The 18,406-nt window shown below is 60.2% G+C and carries 13 protein-coding genes; 10 read left to right on the top strand and 3 right to left on the bottom strand.

The genetic code is table 11. From position 1 onward, the window contains the following. Positions 1-11 precede the first annotated feature (11 nt). From nuoG to Thiosp_RS16325, 10 genes are all read left to right on the top strand, one after another. Entirely contained in the window at positions 12-2,414 is a 2,403-nt protein-coding gene (gene nuoG, locus Thiosp_RS16370) for an NADH-quinone oxidoreductase subunit NuoG (protein ID WP_201068151.1), read from the top strand. 210 nt (positions 2,415-2,624) lie between these two features. Then, positions 2,625-3,665, top strand: coding sequence for an NADH-quinone oxidoreductase subunit NuoH (gene nuoH, locus Thiosp_RS16365; RefSeq protein ID WP_201068150.1), 1,041 nt, complete (start codon positions 2,625-2,627; stop codon positions 3,663-3,665). 88 nt (positions 3,666-3,753) lie between these two features. Continuing rightward, entirely contained in the window at positions 3,754-4,245 is a 492-nt protein-coding gene (gene nuoI, locus Thiosp_RS16360) for an NADH-quinone oxidoreductase subunit NuoI (RefSeq protein WP_201068149.1), read from the top strand. Positions 4,246-4,316: 71 nt separating this feature from the next. Then, entirely contained in the window at positions 4,317-4,991 is a 675-nt protein-coding gene (locus Thiosp_RS16355; RefSeq protein WP_201068148.1) for an NADH-quinone oxidoreductase subunit J, read from the top strand. Continuing rightward, positions 4,991-5,296, top strand: coding sequence for an NADH-quinone oxidoreductase subunit NuoK (gene nuoK / locus Thiosp_RS16350; RefSeq protein WP_009146999.1), 306 nt, complete (start codon positions 4,991-4,993; stop codon positions 5,294-5,296). The genes Thiosp_RS16355 and nuoK overlap by 1 nt, the downstream gene beginning before the upstream one ends. Before the next feature lie 3 nt (positions 5,297-5,299). Beyond that, a complete protein-coding gene (gene nuoL / locus Thiosp_RS16345) occupies positions 5,300-7,294 on the top strand; it encodes an NADH-quinone oxidoreductase subunit L (RefSeq protein ID WP_201068147.1) in 1,995 nt (664 codons plus the stop codon). Positions 7,295-7,353: 59 nt separating this feature from the next. Further along, positions 7,354-8,922 carry an NADH-quinone oxidoreductase subunit M gene (locus Thiosp_RS16340; RefSeq protein WP_201068146.1) on the top strand — a complete coding sequence of 523 codons (1,569 nt, stop codon included), beginning with the start codon at positions 7,354-7,356 and terminating at the stop codon, positions 8,920-8,922. A 39-nt stretch (positions 8,923-8,961) separates the two neighbouring features. Next, positions 8,962-10,404 carry an NADH-quinone oxidoreductase subunit NuoN gene (nuoN, locus tag Thiosp_RS16335; RefSeq protein ID WP_201068145.1) on the top strand — a complete coding sequence of 481 codons (1,443 nt, stop codon included), beginning with the start codon at positions 8,962-8,964 and terminating at the stop codon, positions 10,402-10,404. A gap of 138 nt (positions 10,405-10,542) precedes the next feature. Further along, positions 10,543-11,688 carry a phosphoglycerate mutase gene (locus Thiosp_RS16330; protein WP_201068144.1) on the top strand — a complete coding sequence of 382 codons (1,146 nt, stop codon included), beginning with the start codon at positions 10,543-10,545 and terminating at the stop codon, positions 11,686-11,688. A gap of 1,107 nt (positions 11,689-12,795) precedes the next feature. Further along, positions 12,796-13,437 carry a L,D-transpeptidase gene (locus tag Thiosp_RS16325; RefSeq protein WP_242518779.1) on the top strand — a complete coding sequence of 214 codons (642 nt, stop codon included), beginning with the start codon at positions 12,796-12,798 and terminating at the stop codon, positions 13,435-13,437. A gap of 41 nt (positions 13,438-13,478) precedes the next feature. Here Thiosp_RS16325 and Thiosp_RS16320 read toward each other — a convergent pair whose 3' ends face one another. The 3 genes from Thiosp_RS16320 to Thiosp_RS16310 form a co-directional block, all read right to left on the bottom strand. Beyond that, positions 13,479-14,018 (bottom strand): hypothetical protein, encoded by a 540-nt coding sequence (locus Thiosp_RS16320; RefSeq protein ID WP_242518778.1) that lies wholly within the window; start codon positions 14,016-14,018, stop codon positions 13,479-13,481. 261 nt (positions 14,019-14,279) lie between these two features. After that, on the bottom strand, positions 14,280-15,209 hold the full coding sequence (locus Thiosp_RS16315) for a GIDE domain-containing protein (RefSeq protein WP_201068142.1): 930 nt from the start codon (positions 15,207-15,209) through the stop codon (positions 14,280-14,282). 95 nt (positions 15,210-15,304) lie between these two features. Next, positions 15,305-18,400: an efflux RND transporter permease subunit gene (locus tag Thiosp_RS16310; protein WP_323696540.1), complete on the bottom strand. Its 3,096-nt coding sequence runs from the start codon at positions 18,398-18,400 to the stop codon at positions 15,305-15,307. Between the last annotated feature and the right edge of the window lie 6 nt (positions 18,401-18,406).

Here is an 18,406-nt window from a genome sequence, read left to right as displayed (position 1 = left end):
GCAAGGGCGCGATGTCCGAGAAGATCACACTGGAAATCGATGGTCGCTCCTGTGAGGCGACGCCGGGCGAGATGATCATCGCGGTCGCCGACCGCGAGGGCATCGCCATCCCGCGTTTTTGCTATCACCCCAAGCTGTCCATCGCGGCCAACTGCCGCATGTGCCTGGTCGAGGCGGAGCAGGGCGGACGGGCTTTCCCCAAGCCGGTGCCGGCTTGCGCAACGCCGGTGGGCGATGGCATGAAGGTGCTGACACGCTCACACAAGGCGCTCGAGGCGCAGCGCGGCACCATGGAGTTCCTGCTGATCAACCATCCGCTCGACTGCCCGATCTGCGATCAGGGCGGGGAGTGCGAGTTGCAAGACGTGTCCATGGGCTATGGTGAGGACGTCTCGCGCTTCAGCGAGCGCAAGCGCGTGGTGCAGGACGAAGACCTCGGCCCGCTGATCGCGACCGAAATGACGCGCTGTATTCATTGCACCAGATGCGTGCGCTTCGGCGCCGAAATTGCGGGTGTGCGCGAGCTTGGTGCCACCGGGCGCGGCGAAGATATGCGTATCGGCACCTTTGTGGCGCATACGGTCAGCCATGAACTCTCGGGCAACATTATCGACCTCTGTCCCGTCGGCGCGCTGACCTCCAAGCCCTATCGGTTCACCGCGCGCGCCTGGGAACTGACGGATCGCGACAGCATTTCGCCACATGATTCAGTCGGCGCCAATTTGCACCTGCATGTGCGTGGTCAGAAGGTGATGCGAGTGCATCCGCGCGCCAACGAGGCCGTCAACGAGACCTGGATTTCCGACCGTGATCGCTTTGGCTATCAGGGGCTGAACAGCGACGCCCGGCTCGAACGTCCACTGGTCAAGCGCGACGGCAGCTGGCATGAGATCGATTGGGAGTCGGCGCTCAAGCTGGCCGTCGATGGACTGCGCGCGATCGACGCCGATAGCATCGGCTGTCTGGTTTCGCCACAGGCCACGCTCGAGGAACAGCATCTGCTGCAAAAGCTGCTGCGCGGGCTTGGCAGCGGCCACATCGATAGTCGTCTGCGTCAGCAGGATTTTCGCGGCGATGCCTCTGACCCGCTGCGGCCATGGCTCGGGCTGGCAATTGCCGAACTTGAACAGCAGCAAACCATTGTCTTGATTGGCAGCGATATCCGCGCCGAGCAGCCATTGCTGGCGCATCGCATCCGCAAGGCCGCACTCAAGGGCGCGCGCGTGGCGGCGTTCAATTACTACCACCAGGAACTGACCCATCCGAGTCGGCAGTTCGTTGCTCCGCCCGGCTGTCTGCTGGTGGAACTGGCGGCGCTGGCCAAGGCGCTCGATCTGCGCGGCGCCAGCGCGGTGCAGGAAGTGATCGGCATGGCCGAGCCGGAGGACCGGCATCGGGAACTCGCCGAGCAATTGCGCGCCGCGCATTCCTCTGCCAGTTCGACATCCGATGCGAACGCGCATCTGAGCGGCGCCGTCCTTCTGCTCGGTGCACTCGCCGCGGCCGACCCCGATTACGCCCTGATCAAGGCGCTTGCCGAGACGATCACGAGCGGCTGTGGCGCCAAGCTCGGCTATTTGCCTGCAGCGAACGCCACAGCGTCCGCGCTCGCCGGGGCGCTGCCGCATGTCGGCCCGGGCGGCATGGCACTGGCTGAGTCCGGTCTGAATGCCCGCGAGATGCTCGTGACCCCGCGCCAGGCTTATGTGCTCTGGGATCTGGACCCTTCAGTTGACCTGATCGATCTGGCCTTGGCGCGACAGGCGCTGTCGTCAGCGCAGCTGGTCATCGCCTGTTCGCCCTTTCTTACGCCGGCGCTCGAGCAATACGCAAACCTCTTGCTGCCGATCGGGGCTTTCACCGAGACTGCCGGCACCTTCATCAACGCAGGCGGGCTCTGGCAACGCTTTCAAGGTGCAGTGGCACCTCCGGGAGATGCGCGGCCGGGCTGGAAGGTGCTGCGGGTGCTGGGTAATCTGTTGGAGTTGGATGGCTTTGGCTATAACAGCGCGCGCGAGATTTCCAACGAGCTCGAGACCTTGTGCAAGGACGCTGGCTTCGATAACGCCGCCCGCGCTCAGCGCGCCGGTCTTGATGTTCCGAAAATCGGGCAGACGCTGATGCGTGTTGGCTCGGTGCCCATTTATGCGAGCGATTCGATCGTCCGTCATGCCCCGGCGTTGCAACACACGCCGCTGGCGGAGTCCTTGAGCGTGGGTTTGCATCCTGAGCAGGTCGAGAAACTCGGGCTCGCGGACGGCGACAAGGTCACCATCCGCCAGGGAGATGCAACGGCCACGGCCAAGGTCAGCGTGACGGATGCCGTTCCGCCCGGCTGCGCGCGTATTCCAGCCGCGGTGCCGGGCAGCGAAACTCTGGGCGCCCAGATTGGACCCGTGAGTCTGAACTCTTGAGTTTTGTGCGCCTAAGTCTGAGTTCGCGAGTCTGAGCCTTTGACTGTGAGCCGAGAGTCTGAGCCCGTCAATTTGGCCCCATTATGATGAGCCAATCACTATGAGCCAATCACTATGAGCCAATCACTATGAGCCAATCACTATGAGCCAATCACTATGAGCCAATCACTATGAGCAAGCCATGCTGAACAAGGCACGAGGACAGCCCGAATGACAGAACTCTGGTCGCAATTGCCGCTGCTGCTTCGGAGCCTGACGGCAACGCTGGCGATTCTGGTCCCGTTGTTGGTGGTCGTGGCCTGGTACACCTACGCCGAGCGCAAGGTGATTGGTTACATCCAGGTGCGCATCGGGCCCAACCGGGTTGGCTGGCGCGGCTTGTTGCAGCCCATCGCCGATGCGCTCAAGTTGATGGTGAAGGAGATCATCGTACCGACGCAAGCCAACAAGGTACTGTTCCTGGCCGCGCCGCTGATTGCCATCGTGCCGGCACTCGCTGCCTGGGCCGTGGTGCCCTTCGATGCCGGGCTGGTGCTGGCGGATATCAACGCCGGCTTGCTCTACGTGCTGGCGTTGACCTCGCTCGGGGTCTATGGAGTGATCATCGCCGGCTGGGCGTCCAACTCCAAGTACGCGTTCTTGGGCGCGCTGCGCGCGGCCGCGCAGATCGTCGCCTATGAAATCGCCATGGGCTTTGCGCTGGTTGGGGTGCTGGTTGCCGCCGGTAGTTTGAATCTGAGCGCCATCGTCGAGTCCCAAAGCGGCAATCTCCTGACCTGGTTCTGGCTGCCGCTGCTGCCGCTGTTCGGCGTCTATTACATCTCCGGCGTGGCCGAGACCAACCGGGCGCCCTTCGACGTCGCCGAGGGCGAGTCGGAGATCGTCGCCGGTTTCCATGTCGAGTATTCCGGTATGGGATTCGCGGTCTTTTTCCTCGCTGAATATGCCAACATGGTGCTGATCGCGATGCTGACCGCACTCTTGTTCTTCGGCGGTTGGCTGTCGCCCTTCCAGGGCATCCCGGTGCTGGAGCCCCTGTTTGCCTGGATTCCTGGCACTATCTGGCTGGTGCTCAAGACGTTTTTCTTTATGTTCGTCTTCCTGTGGCTGCGCGCGACCCTGCCGCGCTACAGATACGACCAGATCATGCGCCTGGGGTGGAAGGTGTTCATTCCGATTACCATCGTCTGGATTCTGGTGGTGGCACTTGGCGTGGTGCTGGAGGTTCCGCCCTGGTGGTCCGCGACCTGAGAGCTGAATTCAAACCTGCACCAAACTTAAACCTGCACCAAACTTAAACCTGCAACAGCACTGACTGAACGAGATCTCGAGAACCGACATGCTGCAACGTGCGCGCGAATACCTGAACAGCCTGATGCTGGTCGAGGTGCTAAAAGGCCTGCGACTGACCGGCGGCTATCTGTTCAAGCGCAAGTTCACCATACAGTACCCGGAGGAGAAGGCGCCGATTTCGCCGCGCTTTCGTGGTCTGCATGCGCTGCGCCGCTACCCGAACGGTGAGGAGCGTTGCATTGCCTGCAAACTGTGCGAGGCGGTGTGCCCGGCATTGGCCATCACCATCGAGGCCGAGCCGCGCGCGGATGGCTCGCGGCGCACAACCCGCTATGACATCGATTTGTTCAAATGCATTTACTGCGGTTTTTGCGAGGAGTCCTGTCCGGTCGATTCCATCGTCGAGACGGATATCTATGAATATCACTTCGAGAATCGCGGCGATAACATCATGACCAAAGAGAAGTTGCTCGCGATTGGAGATCAATACGAGCAGCGTATTGCCGCAGCACGGGCGGCGGACGCGCCCTATCGCTAGGGGCTGCGTTGGACCCTTAGGGACGGCGCTGGCAAGCTTTCGGCTGCACTCAACGACCGGATAGAGAATTCATGGGCTTTGAGAAGTTTTTTTTCTTTGTTTTCGCAGCGATAACCCTGTTCAGTGCAGGGATGGTCGTCACGCGACGCAATCCGGTGCATGCCGCGCTGTATCTGGTGCTCACCTTCGTGGCAACCGCGGCGCTGTGGCTGCTGATCGAGGCGGAATTCCTCGGCATCGTTCTGGTGCTGGTCTATGTCGGCGCGGTCATGGTGCTGTTCTTGTTCGTGGTGATGATGCTGGACGTCGATATCGCCGCCATGCGCGCGCAGTTCATCCGCTATTTGCCGCTCGGGCTGGTGGTTGTCGGCCTGATGGTGTTCAACATGATTCTGGTGCTGGGGCCGGGGAATTTCGGGCTGGATGAATTCGCCAAGCCGGCGGCTAAGGCAATCGGCTACAACAACACCGCTGAGCTGGGCCTCGAGCTCTACACAACCTACCTGTATCAGTTTGAGATCGCGGCGGTGATTCTGCTGGTGGCCATTGTCGCGGCCATTCGCCTGACGCTGCGGCGGCGGCCCGAGACCAAGTATCTCGACCCCTCGGCGCAGGTGCGCGTGCGCAAGGGGCCGGACCGGATTCGCATCGTCAAGATGGCGTCTGAGCCGGTACCGCAGGCGGATTCCAGTCAGAGCCCGCAACAGAACGCGAACAAAGGCTCGAGCGACAAGGGAGAAGAGTGATGATCGCGTTATCCGATTACCTGCTGCTCGCCGGCCTGATGTTCGCGATTGCCGTGGCCGGTATTTTTATCAATCGCAAGAATGTCATCATCCTGCTGATGTGCATCGAGCTGATGCTCTTGGCGGTGAACATCAACTTCGTCGCCTTCTCGCATTTCCTTGGTGATACGGCGGGGCAGGTGTTCGTCTTTTTCATCCTGACGGTGGCGGCGGCCGAGGCCGCCATCGGCCTGGCTATCCTGGTCGTGCTCTTCCGCGGGCGCCAGACCATTAACGTCGACGATCTCGATCTGCTCAAAGGCTGACGCATGGCACTGGTCTATCTGCTCATTGTTCTCGCCCCGCTCGCGGGTGCCATCATCGCGGGCTTTTTCGGCGCGCGCATCGGTCGTGTCGGGGCACACCGGGCCACCATCATCGGTGTCGGAATCTCTTGTGCTCTGTCGCTGGGGGTGCTGGCCGGCTTTATCTGGGGCGATCTGGCCGCTTTTAACGACACGGTCTACACCTGGATGATCGCCGATGGCATTCGCTTCGAGATCGGCTTTCTGGTCGACCGCCTGACCTCGCTGATGATGGCCACGGTGACCTTCGTGTCGCTCATGGTGCATGTCTATACCATCGGCTACATGGCCGATGACGAGCACAACTGGCCCGATGGCTCGCTCGCCGGCAAGAACAGCTACCAGCGCTTCTTCAGCTACATCTCGCTCTTTACCTTCTCGATGCTGATGCTGGTCATGTCGAATAACTTCATCCAGCTGTTTTTCGGCTGGGAGGCGGTCGGCCTGGTGTCCTATCTGCTGATCGGCTTCTGGGCTACGCGCGAGTCGGCCGTTTATGCCAACCTCAAGGCCTTTCTGGTCAACCGGGTGGGGGACTTCGGGTTTTTGCTCGGCATCGCCGCCATCGGCATGTACTTCGGTTCCATGAATTACACCGAGGTCTTCGCCCAGGCCCCGGAGCTTGCGGACATTGAGGTCGCGCTCTTCGGCGGTGTGTCGCTGATGACTCTGATCTGCATCCTGCTGTTCATCGGCGCCATGGGCAAATCGGCGCAGGTGCCGCTGCATGTGTGGCTGCCGGACTCAATGGAAGGCCCGACTCCCATCTCCGCGCTCATCCATGCCGCGACCATGGTTACCGCAGGTATCTTCATGGTGGCGCGCATGTCGCCGCTCTATGAGCTCTCCACCACGGCGCTGTCCTTTGTGCTCTTGGTTGGGGCGGTGACGGCCTTCTTTATGGGGCTGATTGGCCTAGTGCAGAACGACATTAAGCGCGTGGTGGCGTATTCGACTCTGTCGCAGCTTGGCTACATGGTGGCCGCGCTCGGAGCTTCGGCCTATGCCGCCGGCATTTTCCATCTCATGACGCACGCATTCTTCAAGGCGCTGCTGTTCCTGGCCGCGGGCTCGGTGATCATCGCCATGCACCATGACCAGGACATCCGCAACATGGGTGGCCTGTGGAAAAAGATGCCCATCACCTGGCTAACGGCGCTGATCGGCTCGCTGGCGTTGATCGCCTTCCCCGGTTTTTCAGGCTTTTTCTCCAAGGATGCGATCATCGAGGCGGTAGGCCATTCCCATGTTTTCGGCGCCAATGTCGCCTGGGTGCTGCTCACCTGTGGTGCCTTGGTTACCGCGCTTTACAGCTTCCGCATGTATTACCTGGTGTTCCATGGCAAGCCGCGCATGGATGAGCATACCCGCTCACACCTGCACGAGACGCCCTGGGTGGTGACCGGGCCGCTGATCGCGCTGGCGGTGCCGTCTATGTTCATCGGCTGGCTGGCGGTCGAGCCGCTGCTGGTCAGCAACTGGCTGGGCGATGCCATCCATGTGGCGCACGAGCATGATAGCCTGCATGCGCTGGCCGAGCACTGGCATGGGCAGATGGCCTTTATCGAGCACGGGATGCACGGCTGGCCCTTTAAGCTGGCCATGACCGGTCTTGGGCTTGCGACCTTGCTCTGGTGGTTCGGTGTCAAACTGCTGCCGAACCTCGATCTACTGCTGCTCCGCGCCGGTGGGCCGCTGACCCGGCTGCTTGAGAATAAATACGGCTTCGATGACTTCAACCAGCGGGTCTTCGCTGGCGGTGGGCTCAATATTGGTCGTCTGCTATGGAATACCGGCGATCGAGCCCTGATCGACGGCGCCGTGGTCAATGGCTCGGCGGGCTTGGTCGGTCGACTGGCAGGGCAGATGCGCTGGCTGCAATCCGGCATGCTTTACCATTACGCCATCGCCATGATTATCGGCCTGGTGGGCATGCTGACCGCTTATGTTGCCTTCTGACACTTGCAAGAATTGGCTCGCGGCGCCGCGGCGATCGCGAAATTGGAGAATGAAGGACGATGACTGATTTTCCCTGGCTGAGCTTGACGATCTGGCTGCCCATTCTGGGTGGCATTGGCGTCATCGTCAGTGGCGACAAGGCGCCCGAGTCGAGTAAGAAGCTGGCCCTGGGCGTGTCGGTTGCGACCTTCCTGGTCAGCCTGCCGCTGTGGTTTGGGTTCAATTCGGCCGACACCAGCATGCAGTTCGTCGAGCATGTGCCTTGGGTGCCGGCTTTTGACGTTTTCTACTCGCTGGGCGTCGATGGCATTTCGATGCCGCTGATCATCCTTACCACCTTCATCACCATTTTCGTGGTGGTCGCTGGCTGGGATGTGATTACCTACAAGCCGTCGCTTTACATGGCTGCCTTCCTGATTATGGAGGGCATTATGGTCGGGGTGTTCTCGGCGCTAGATGCCATTCTGTTCTACGTCTTCTGGGAGGCCATGCTGATCCCGATGTTCATCGTGATCGGCATCTGGGGCGGGCCAAACCGGGTTTACGCCACCATTAAGTTCTTTCTCTACACCTTCTTTGGGTCAGTGTTCATGCTGGTGGCGCTGATCTACATGTACTTCCAGTCCGGCAGCTTCAGCATTCTCGACTACCACACGCTGCCGCTTGGCATGACCGCCCAGGTTCTGATCTTCATCGCCTTCCTGCTGGCGTTTGCGGTCAAGGTGCCGATGTTTCCGGTGCATACCTGGCTGCCGGACGCGCATGTCGAGGCGCCGACCGGTGGCTCGGTGATCCTGGCCGCGATCATGCTGAAGATTGGCGGCTATGGCTTCCTGCGCTTCAGTTTGCCGATCACGCCGGATGCCAGCGCCGCGCTCGATGGGTTCATTATCGCGCTGTCTCTGATCGCGATTGTCTATATCGGCTTTGTTGCCCTGGTGCAGAAAGACATGAAAAAGCTCATCGCTTACTCGTCCATCGCGCACATGGGCTTCGTTACGCTCGGGTTTTTCCTGGTGTTTGCCATTTTCCGCCAGCCGGAGGTCGCCAGTGGCGCCGTGATGGGCATCGAGGGCGGCATGGTGCAGATGATCTCCCATGGCTTCATCTCGGGGGCGCTCTTCCTCTGCGTGGGCGTGCTCTATGACCGCTTGCATAGCCGCGAGATTGGCGACTATGGTGGCGTGATCAACGTCATGCCCTGGTTTGGCGGTTTCATGGTGTTTTTCGCGATGGCCAATGCCGGTTTGCCCGGGACCTCCGGCTTTGTCGGCGAGCTGATGGTCATCCTGGCCGCCTTCCGCGCCGATTTCTGGTACGCATTCCTGGCCGCGACCACGCTGATTCTGGCGGCCGCCTTTACTTTGTGGATGGTCAAGCGAGTGATCTTTGGCGAGGTCGGTAACGAACGCGTCGCCGAGCTCAAAGACCTCAACCGGCGCGAGACCTTCAACCTCGGCGCGCTGGCGGTTGTCGTGCTGGCGCTCGGCATCTGGCCCAAGCCGCTGATCGACGTGATGGAGCCGACCATCGAGAAGCTGGTGACCCAGATTCAGGTCAGCAAGCTGCCGGGTGCCGATCCTGCCCTGGCCGATCAAGCCCAAACCAATCAACATCGGGCTGACTGACGCTTCGCCCGTTACCGCCGTCCCAACGGATTTTCGATTATGCCGTTCGAACCCGCCTTTCTCGCGACCATTCTGCCCGAGCTGATTCTACTGTCGACGGCCTGCACGGTGCTGATCGTCGATCTTTACATCAATGAGGAGCAGCGCGGTTGGAACCATAATCTGGCCATCCTTGGCCTGGCCGCCACCCTCGGTTGCGTCGGAATGCTCGGCGGGAATGATGTGACCTTCGCCTTCAGCGACAGCTTCATCCGCGATCCTTTCGGCGACCTGCTAAAAGGCGTCATCCTGATTCTGACCATTTTGACCTTCGTCTATTCGCGCGATTACATGCGTGAGCGCGGACTTTGGGTGGGCGAATACCATGTTCTCGTGCTCTTTGCCGCCCTGGGCATGCTGATCATGGTCTCAGCTCACAGCTTCCTGACGCTCTACCTCGGGCTCGAGCTGCTGGCGCTGTGCCTGTATCCGCTGGTGGCCATGGATCGGGACTCCAAGCCGGGTGCCGAGGCGGCGATGAAATACTTCGTCCTTGGCGCCCTGGGCTCAGGTATGCTGCTCTATGGAATCTCCATGCTTTACGGCGCAACCGGCAGCTTCAACTTCGCGCAGGTGGCCGAGGCAGTCGCGAGTCAGGGCATGGATAACAAAATCCTGGTCTTTGGCCTGGTGTTCGTGCTCATCGGCGTGGCTTTCAAGTTCGGCGCTGTGCCTTTTCACATGTGGCTGCCCGACGTCTACCAGGGCGCACCCATGCCCATTGTGCTATTCCTGTCGAGCGCGCCCAAGATCGCCGCCTTCGCCATGGCCAGCCGCATTCTGATCGACAGTCTTGGTGCCTTGCAGTCGGATTGGGGCGAGATACTGATCATCCTCTCCATCCTTTCGATGGGCTTGGGGAATATCGTCGCCATCGCCCAGACCAACATCAAGCGCATGTTGGCGTACTCCACCATCTCCCATGTCGGTTTCATCTTCCTCGGGCTGCTCGCCGGCACTCAGGAGGGCTATGCTGCGGCCATGTTCTACACCGTGGTCTATGCCTTGATGGCTGCCGGCGCCTTCGGCGTGCTGGCGATGATCTCAGTCAACGGGGTCGAGATCGAGAACCTCGATGACCTGAAAGGGTTGAATGACCGCGACGCCTGGCTCGCCGCCATGCTGGCGCTGATGATGTTCTCCATGGCCGGTGTGCCGCCGGCGGTGGGCTTCTTCGCCAAGCTGCTGGTACTTGATGCCGTGGTCAGCATCGGGCTCACCTGGCTCGCGGTGGTCGCCGTGGTCTTCTCCATCATCGGCGCCTTCTACTACCTGCGCGTGGTGAAGTTCATCTACTTCGACAAGCCTGCCGAAGACAGCACGCCCCTTCAGCTCGCCGGCGATGCCAGAATCGCCATCTCCGTCAATGGCCTCGCGGTGCTCTTTTTCGGCATTTTCCCCGCATCCCTGCTTGGGATCTGCACCGCAGCCTTTGTTCGCTGAATCTGCCTGCCATTGTGCCGGGGTTTAACCGTCTCGGTTCCTCTTAATCTGCATGGGGCCGCATCTCCCTTGCCGAGACGAGTTCCGGCGGGGACGGATTTCCGGCAGAGAACAGGCAGTATTTCAGATGGCTTGTAAATGACCACGTCAAAGGGGCTCGAGATCGAGCTGTTCATCCCCGGGTTGCTCGGGCTGAAGGGGGTGGAATTGCCCGCTGAGCTCCCCACACCGGCGTTTGATCGGTTCTTTTCGGCCGCGCGGGGGAGAATTTCTCAGCCAAACTCTGTTGCTGCTTCCGGTGCTGACAATCCGCAGCAACGCGCGGGCACTGAGGCTTTGGCCGATTCGTTCGGACTGGACGCGGCTTCTGCCGAGCACTGGCCAACCGCTGCGTATTGTCTAAGCGTCGATGATCCCGCCTGGGACCGCAGCGGCTTCTGGCTGCATGCAGATCCGGTCCATCTGCGTGCGGATCGGGACCAGCTGCGCTTGTTTGATGGCGGCATGCTCGCAATCAGCCCAGAAGAAGCGCGGGAGCTGGTCGCTGAGCTGAACGCGCATTTTTCCGCCGATGGCATCCGACTGCACGCAACCGTGCCGGAACGCTGGTATCTGCGCGCTCCCGAGCCGGTCGATTTGCGCACCCGGTCGCTGCGCTCGGTCATAGGGGCGACCCTGGCGGAGGCCATGCCAAGCGGTGCGGATGCCAAGCGCTGGAATGCGCTGATGAACGAAGCGCAGATGCTGATGCATCAGTCCGCCGTCAATCATGCGCGCGCCGAGGCCGGCCGAGCGGCGATCAATGGGCTGTGGTTGTCCGGGGCAGGGGCCCATGCACCGCTCAAGCTGGCGCCGGACCTAAGACTGGTGATTTCCGAAGACCCGCTCGCACTCGGCCTAGCTCACGCCGGCGACCTGCCAACGGCTAGCCTGGAGACCAGTGATTTAACCAAGCAGCTTGCTGGTATCCCTGCCGGGCGTGTCCTGTTAGTTGAACAGCATCTAGGCGATGCATTGCGACGGCGCGATCTGACGGCATGGTCCGAGGCGCTGCAGCAACTCGACCGGAAACTTCAGCCCATGATGGACTGGATACTCAATCACCGAGACCATCAGGCCGAGAAGCTGACAATGCGCTGGCACGATGGAACAGGTACCAGCTGGAGCTGGACCCAAGCAAACTCGGGCTCAGTCCGCCGCTGGCTTGGAAGCTTGGTCAGGGGACGGGCAGCCAGCCTGTCCGCCGTGCGCGCCAAGGTTCATTCGGCGGAGAGTCGTCAGTAACAATAAGGACGTGTCGTGGTAACACTGGATGCTAGTGCAGTGCGCCCGATGCCCAGCGGGTAGGGGTTCTTCAGCGAAGTGATGCGCGTGTGCAACCCAGCGAGCCAGGGCGGGTGACCTCCGCTGGCTGGCCGGATAGTTGGTTCCTCTCACCCGATCCTTAGCCCAATCGGCGCAAACGGATGGGATTGCGCGGTTTGGGGTGCTATCGAACTCGCCTGAGCTATGGAATCCGGACGGGCTATAGAATCCGGAGGAGCTACAGAACCCGGACGTGAAGATAGCAGGGGAGAAGCTGTTAGGGAGGGGGTGGAGGAACCGTAACTGGTTAACCGCGGTCTGGTTTCGGGGCCATTGGCGCTGGGGCTGCTGGCGCTGGCTCGTGCTTGGTGGTGCTGCAAGCTGAAAGCCCAAGCACCATCATCACAGCAAGGATGGCGAGAATAGATCGGTTTGTTTTGTTCATCATTTTCGTGGCCTGCTTGTTGGTTCAGAAATTAACGCTGCCGATGGCACGGCATCCATTGTAATTTGCGACGCCGAACATCATCAAAACAGACTTGTTTAGCGGTCACCTTGGAAATATCCACTTTCTGGCGTTTGCTGTCAAGACCAAAAAGTTTCCTCTATCCTGCACTTGCGCTCTACCGTGGCGATATTCCACGATATGTTACCGCGCTCGGTCCCTCGCTTTGACCCTTGCTTCTGCATGCTGCGCTTGGGGAAGCGCTCTCGCGTCGATAAATGCTTTGTTACAGACATTTGAATTTGCTAGCATTATGCCTACCCTTGGTTTGACCTAAATCCATGACTGCCATGTACACGATGAACAAGCCGGTGACTAACTGTAATTTGACAAGAGGCAAACATTGCCTGGAGCCGAGCAAAACCGCAGCCATCAGCGGGAGCCGGAACCTTCTAGACAATCCGGACTGCCTAGACAACCGGGGCGACCTAGCCAACCCGGACTGCGCGCAGGGCCGACCTGCAGCTTCCTCGCGGTTCAATGTAGCTGGCCTGGCACTTTGTCTCGCGCTCGGGGTGTTGGGCGTCGGCTGCGTCCCGATTCAAGCGACCAGGTCAGACGGTGCTGGTGCAACGAACCCAATGCTCAATGCCAGCTACTCTGAAGACGCGGATGTCGCCGTCGTTTTGGAGCCGAAAATGGCCGTCGCCCATCTGTCCGGGAAGGTCAAATTTGGGTCAGAGAGCGCATCGCGTCGGACAAGGGACATGGCGCACTGGATTGTTACTTCCAAAGACAATCTGAATATGCCCTTTGCTATTGTCGATAAAGTCAACGCTAGACTCTACATGTTCGGCGCGGATGGAGAATTTTACGGGGCAGCGCCCGTGCTGCTTGGACTTGCGAAAGGTGATTACTCCCCTCCCGGCATCGGCGATAAGCCTTTGTCACGCATCCCGCCCGGGGATCGCATCACACCGGCCGGTCGTTTCGTCTCAGCGATGGGTCAGAATCACAAGGGTACGGACATACTTTGGCTGGACTACGACCAAGCCCTCTCCATGCACGCGGTCGTCAAGGGCATACCCCGGGATCGCCGGGCAGAACGCTTAGCCAGCCTGACATCGAGTGATAACCGCATTTCCTTTGGGTGCATCAATGTTCCACGGGATTTCTTCAAGGATATAGTGAAAGAAAAGTTTTCGGGAAGCGGCGGGATTGTTTATGTATTGCCGGAAACGAGCGAGTTCGGAAAAGCGAAAGCAGCAACGCGCAAGACTTGACATCTCGCGGCGACCTTAACCATAGATTTTCGCCGCTTGCACTAGGGTTCAAGTACTTTCTTCCCAGTGGGCGGAAGAGGCTCTAAGGGGGACGGCGTGTCACATAGATCATCGACTGAGTGCGGGGTTGCATTGAGGCGCTCGAAGGGCGGTTCCCAGCCCTTCTTCCCCTGAATCCAACTCTCTAAGGGCATGACCATTGGCAGATGGCCGTTCGGACGGTACCAGGAGTCCAGGCTCCAAAGGAGTCCGGTTTTGGTGTCCATGATGACGGCTGTCCAGTGAACCCCGTTGAGATCGAAACGGTTGCGCACCTTTGGTGATGAGACGATCCAACCTGTCAGTGCTCCCATATCCTTGAGAACATGCAAATAATTGGTGGTGTTGGTGGAGTTGTCGATGCAATCCATCCGCCCCTTGACTCCTACCTCAAAATCATTGATTGCACGGTCGTTTGCCAAGATCGGCAGATATTTTTGTGCCAGCAATTCCATTTGCCAGATTCCGATACGCAGGCGCTGCAATCGATCGTTAAGACTTTGGCCCGAACAAGCCGTCATGCGCTCTGTTAAAAGCGCCATGTCCTCGGGCGTAAAAGTGACATTCGCTCTGCTAGAACATGACCAGTTAAAGCAGATGCGCAGCCTGACTGAGCCATTGGGCTCTTTCGCGTACTTTGGTGGAAGTGGAAAGGAAACTGATTCTCGAGCGTCGTCAGAAGAGTCTGCCGGCGGCGTGGCGGCAAACGCTGACTCGGTGCGGCCGAGAAGTGTGGCGAAAACAATGATTACAACGGATCGAAAAAGCATCAGATAAGGGAATATACAGAGGGAGTTGCTGCTTCAGCCGAGCCGGATGGCGATGGCGGCGCCTGAGAGCACGCCGAGAATCAGGGTCGCGGCGGTGGCGCCGATGGTCTGCCAGCGCAGGCCAGAAGCCAGCGCGTCCTCGCCCAGGGTTGAGATGATGAACGGCTGACTCATGGTGTTGGTGTTGCCCAAGCGCGGCAGCGGCGGTTTGGCGGCCAGACGTTCCTCGGCCTGTTCGGCGAGCCTGTCAGCTTGCGCCTGTGCTGCCTGCCATTCCTGCAGGTCGATTTCGCCGTCCTGGTTGTGATCGAACTGCTGCATCCGCTCCGGGTCGCGCTTCCATTGGCGCAGCAACTGGTTGGCTAGGCGGCGGCGTTCCTGCTCGCCGCGTCTGGGCGTCTCGAAGTGGCCGAGCAGATAGACCGGCTCGTCGGCGTGGATGCGCTCCTCGGTCAGACGGTAATTGTGCTCAAAGCCGAAGAATGAACTAATCGATTGGGTTGGGGAGGTGCGCGAGCCGTAATGGCCGGCCGGCTTGCGGGTGCGCCAGACTTGTTTGTTGCGCAATTTGAGTGCGGCGCCGGTCGGGTCGACCAAGCACTCGCCGGTGCTATCATCAAGCAGGAATGGCAGCTCGCTTTCGCCTCGGTCGACGGTTTGCCATTTCTGGTTGCGGCTGCTGCCGCGTTCTTCCTCCACTGTGAAGCGGTACCAGACGCAGGGGATTTGGGTCAGCGGCGCGATGAGCGGCTCACGGCGCACGCGGGCGAAGCCGAATAGCTCGACATAACCCTGAGCGGCTGAGCGAATTTTTGCCGTCGGTGTGTCGAGAATGATGCGCATCTTCCAGAAGCTGCGCAGCCCGTAGACGAAGGCCGCGAGCGCAACGGCCATTGCGCCGCCGGCAAGCAACCAGAACTCCAAGGTCTCTGCCTGCAGAATGAAATCGCGAAAGGCACTCATGGCGAAAGTTCGAATTTACAGGCCGGAATCCAATCAGTTTCCGATGTTACCCAAGCATGCCATGTCCCTGAGAGCAAGAGCTCGGCGAGCAACGGCTAGGTGGCGGGACTGATCGCCCCCTTGCCTGACGGTGCCGGCCCGCCGGGCGCATGGCGTAGGTGGGCATCCGGTGCCGCGACCAGCACATAGACCGCCGGCACCACAAAGAGCGTGAACAGGGTGCCGATGCCAAGACCTGTGGCAATCACCAGCCCAATGTCGAAGCGGCTGACCGCGCCCGGGCCGCTGGCGGTGAGCAGCGGAATCATGGCCACCAGCATGGCGACCGTGGTCATCAGAATGGGACGCAGGCGAATGGCCGAGGCGCGCTGAACGGCGGCGGACTTGTCCAGGCCCTCGTTTTCACGCAGTTGGTTGGCGAACTCCACGATCAAAATGCCGTTCTTGGCGATCAGGCCGATCAGGGTGATAAGCCCCACCTGGGTGTAGATGTTAATGCTGGCAAAACCCAGGAACAGAAACACCATGGCTCCGGCGATGGACAGAGGCACCGACATCAGGATAACAAAAGGATCACGCCAGCTCTCGAACTGCGCGGCCAGCACCAGGTAGATGATCAGCAGCGACAGGAAGAAGGTCGCCTCCAGCGCGCCGCCCTCGGTCTTGAATTGGCGCGACTCACCCTTGTAGTCCCAGCGCAGATTGCGCGGGAAGATCTCAGCGGCTTTCTCGTCCAGGAAGTTCAGCGCTTCGCCAAGTGAAACACCGGGCATCATCACTCCGGACAATGCGATGGAGTTCAACTGCTGGAACTGGGTGCGCTTGGACGGCACCACTTGATTGCTCAGGGTCACCAGCGTGGACAGGGGCACAAGTTTGCCGCTGGCAGTGGGAATGTGGTAATTCTCGATCAACTCGGTGGTGGCACGGGTGTTTTGCTCCACCTGCGGGATGACCTTATAGCTGCGTCCCTCCAGGCTGAACCAGTTCACATAGTCCTGATTGAGCATCACCGACAGGCTGCGGCCGAGCTCCTGCATGCCGATGCCGAGATCCCCGGCCAGGTCACGGTCGATCTCAATCACGGTGCGCGGACGGGTGTATTCCACTTCTTTTTTCAAGAACATGAACTTGCCGCTGGCCATGGCCGCGCCGAGGAGTTGATCGGCAAAGCTGTTGATTTGTTCGATCTCGCTGTCGGACAGGATCACGAACTCAATCGGAATGCCACGGCCTGGCGTTGGCAGACTCGGGCGCGGGAAAGCCACGGTTTGCAGGCCGGCGATCTGCCCGAGCGCGCCCTGCAGTTGGGGCTGGACGTCCATCTGCGAGCGCTCACGTTGCGAGGGAGGCGCCATCTTGAAACCGCCGAAGCTGGTGGTGGTGTCGCCACCCATGCCCGCGAGCAGGAAGCTTTCCTGGTATTCCGGGAAGGTCTCGAAGATGCCCTGTATCTGGCGCACATAGCCCACGTCATAGTCGATGGTGGCGGTCTGGGGGGCGGTGCCCATCACAAACAGAATGCTCTGGTCCTCGGTCGGGGCCAGCTCTTTCTTGGTCATGCCGTACATGGCGTAAATGGCGCCGACCACGACAATGGCGACCAGTATGGTGACCGTCGGATATTTGAGCCAATTCGCCAGTGCGCGACCGTAGATGTTCGCCAGAGACGTAAAGAACCGCTCGACCAGATGCTCGAAGCGCGAGGAATCCTTGCTTGAATGCAGCACCCGCCCGGCGATCATCGGCGACAGGGTGAGCGCCACGACGCCGGAGATCAGCACCGCGCCGGCCAGAGTGAAGGCAAACTCGGTGAAGAGCGAGCCGACCAGCCCGCCCATGAAGCCAATCGGTGCATAGACCGCGACCAGGGTGGTGGTCATGGCGAGAATTGGCAGGCCAAGCTCGCGCGCGGCATCCACCGCGGCGGTGATGCCGTCCTTGCCCATCTCCAGATGGCGATGGACGTTCTCCACCACCACGATAGCGTCATCCACCACCAAGCCGATGGCGAGTACCATGGCGAGCAGCGTCAGCAGATTGATGGAGAAGCCCATCAGCAGCATCAGAAAGGCGCCGCCGATGATGGCAAGCGGCACCACCACCGACGGGATCAGCGCCGCGCGGATCGAGCCCAGCGACATGAAGATCACGAAGAGCACGATCAGCACCGCCTCGGCCAGGGTGGTGAAGACCTCCTTGATAGACTCCTCGATGAACTCGCTCGCGTCGTAGGGGATGTGCGCCTCGAGCCCTTCCGGGAACTGGGCCTCCAGGCTGGGCATGAGCTCATGCACTCGATTCGCGACCGTCAGCGGGTTGGCGCCCGGCGACTGCTCAATGCCAATAAAAATGGCCGGGATGCCCTTGTAGAGCGTGCGTGAGTTGTCGTCGGCGGGGCCGAGTTCCACGCGGGCGATGTCGTTGAGCCGCACCAGGGTGCCGCCATCCTGGCGGATGACCAGCTTGCGGAAGTCCTCGACATCGCTGAGATCCGTGGTGGTGCTGAGGTCGATCTGCACCATCTCGCCGCGCAGCTGGCCGATGCCGGCCAGGTAATTGTTGCGGCGCAGCGCGGCCTCAACCTGCTGACCGGAAATGCCGAGCGCGGCCATGCGATCCGGGTCGAGCCACACGCGCATGGCAAAGGTCTGGTTGCCGATGATTTCCGCCTGAGCGACGCCCTCAAGTGCCTGCAGCTGTGGCTGTACCACCCGGATGAGGTAGTCGGTAATCTGCGACAGCGACATCTCGCGGCTGTAGAGCGCCAGATACATCAGTGCCGTGGTGCTGCCGGTGGTGGAGTCAATCACCGGATTCTGCGCCGAATCCGGCAGCACATTCAGCTGGCTCGCGACCTTGGCCTGGATCTCCGAGACGGCATCATTGGCCGGGTAGTTGAGCTCCATGTTGGCCTCAATCACCGACACGCCCTGGCTGCTGGTGGCAGAGAGGAAATCGATCCCCTCGGCCTGGGCAATGGCCTGTTGCAGCGGTGTGGTGATAAAGCCCTTGACCAACTCCGCGCTGGCACCCGGGTAAGCGGTGGTCACAGTGACCACGGTGTTCTGCGTCTTGGGGAACTGGCGCACTTCCATCTCGACGATGGCACGCAACCCAAGCACCAGAATCAGCAGGCTCACGACGCTGGCCAGCACCGGGCGGTAGACGAATATGTCGGTGAATTTCACGGTGCT

It is taken from the genome of Thiorhodovibrio litoralis (assembly GCF_033954455.1).
Lineage (GTDB): Bacteria > Pseudomonadota > Gammaproteobacteria > Chromatiales > Chromatiaceae > Thiorhodovibrio > Thiorhodovibrio litoralis.
Note: the sequence above shows the minus strand (reverse complement) of the source record. Positions and strands in the feature narration are given on the sequence as shown.

Coding starts and splice junctions, on each gene's coding strand:
- Thiosp_RS16320 (WP_242518778.1), bottom strand. CDS start 14,018: ATGGCGCTTTTAACAGAGCGCATGACGGCTTGTTCGGGCCAAAGTCTT.
- nuoL (WP_201068147.1), top strand. CDS start 5,300: ATGGCACTGGTCTATCTGCTCATTGTTCTCGCCCCGCTCGCGGGTGCC.
- nuoK (WP_009146999.1), top strand. CDS start 4,991: ATGATCGCGTTATCCGATTACCTGCTGCTCGCCGGCCTGATGTTCGCG.
- Thiosp_RS16355 (WP_201068148.1), top strand. CDS start 4,317: ATGGGCTTTGAGAAGTTTTTTTTCTTTGTTTTCGCAGCGATAACCCTG.
- nuoN (WP_201068145.1), top strand. CDS start 8,962: ATGCCGTTCGAACCCGCCTTTCTCGCGACCATTCTGCCCGAGCTGATT.
- nuoI (WP_201068149.1), top strand. CDS start 3,754: ATGCTGCAACGTGCGCGCGAATACCTGAACAGCCTGATGCTGGTCGAG.
- Thiosp_RS16315 (WP_201068142.1), bottom strand. CDS start 15,209: ATGAGTGCCTTTCGCGATTTCATTCTGCAGGCAGAGACCTTGGAGTTC.
- nuoH (WP_201068150.1), top strand. CDS start 2,625: ATGACAGAACTCTGGTCGCAATTGCCGCTGCTGCTTCGGAGCCTGACG.
- Thiosp_RS16330 (WP_201068144.1), top strand. CDS start 10,543: ATGACCACGTCAAAGGGGCTCGAGATCGAGCTGTTCATCCCCGGGTTG.
- Thiosp_RS16340 (WP_201068146.1), top strand. CDS start 7,354: ATGACTGATTTTCCCTGGCTGAGCTTGACGATCTGGCTGCCCATTCTG.
- nuoG (WP_201068151.1), top strand. CDS start 12: ATGTCCGAGAAGATCACACTGGAAATCGATGGTCGCTCCTGTGAGGCG.
- Thiosp_RS16325 (WP_242518779.1), top strand. CDS start 12,796: ATGCTCAATGCCAGCTACTCTGAAGACGCGGATGTCGCCGTCGTTTTG.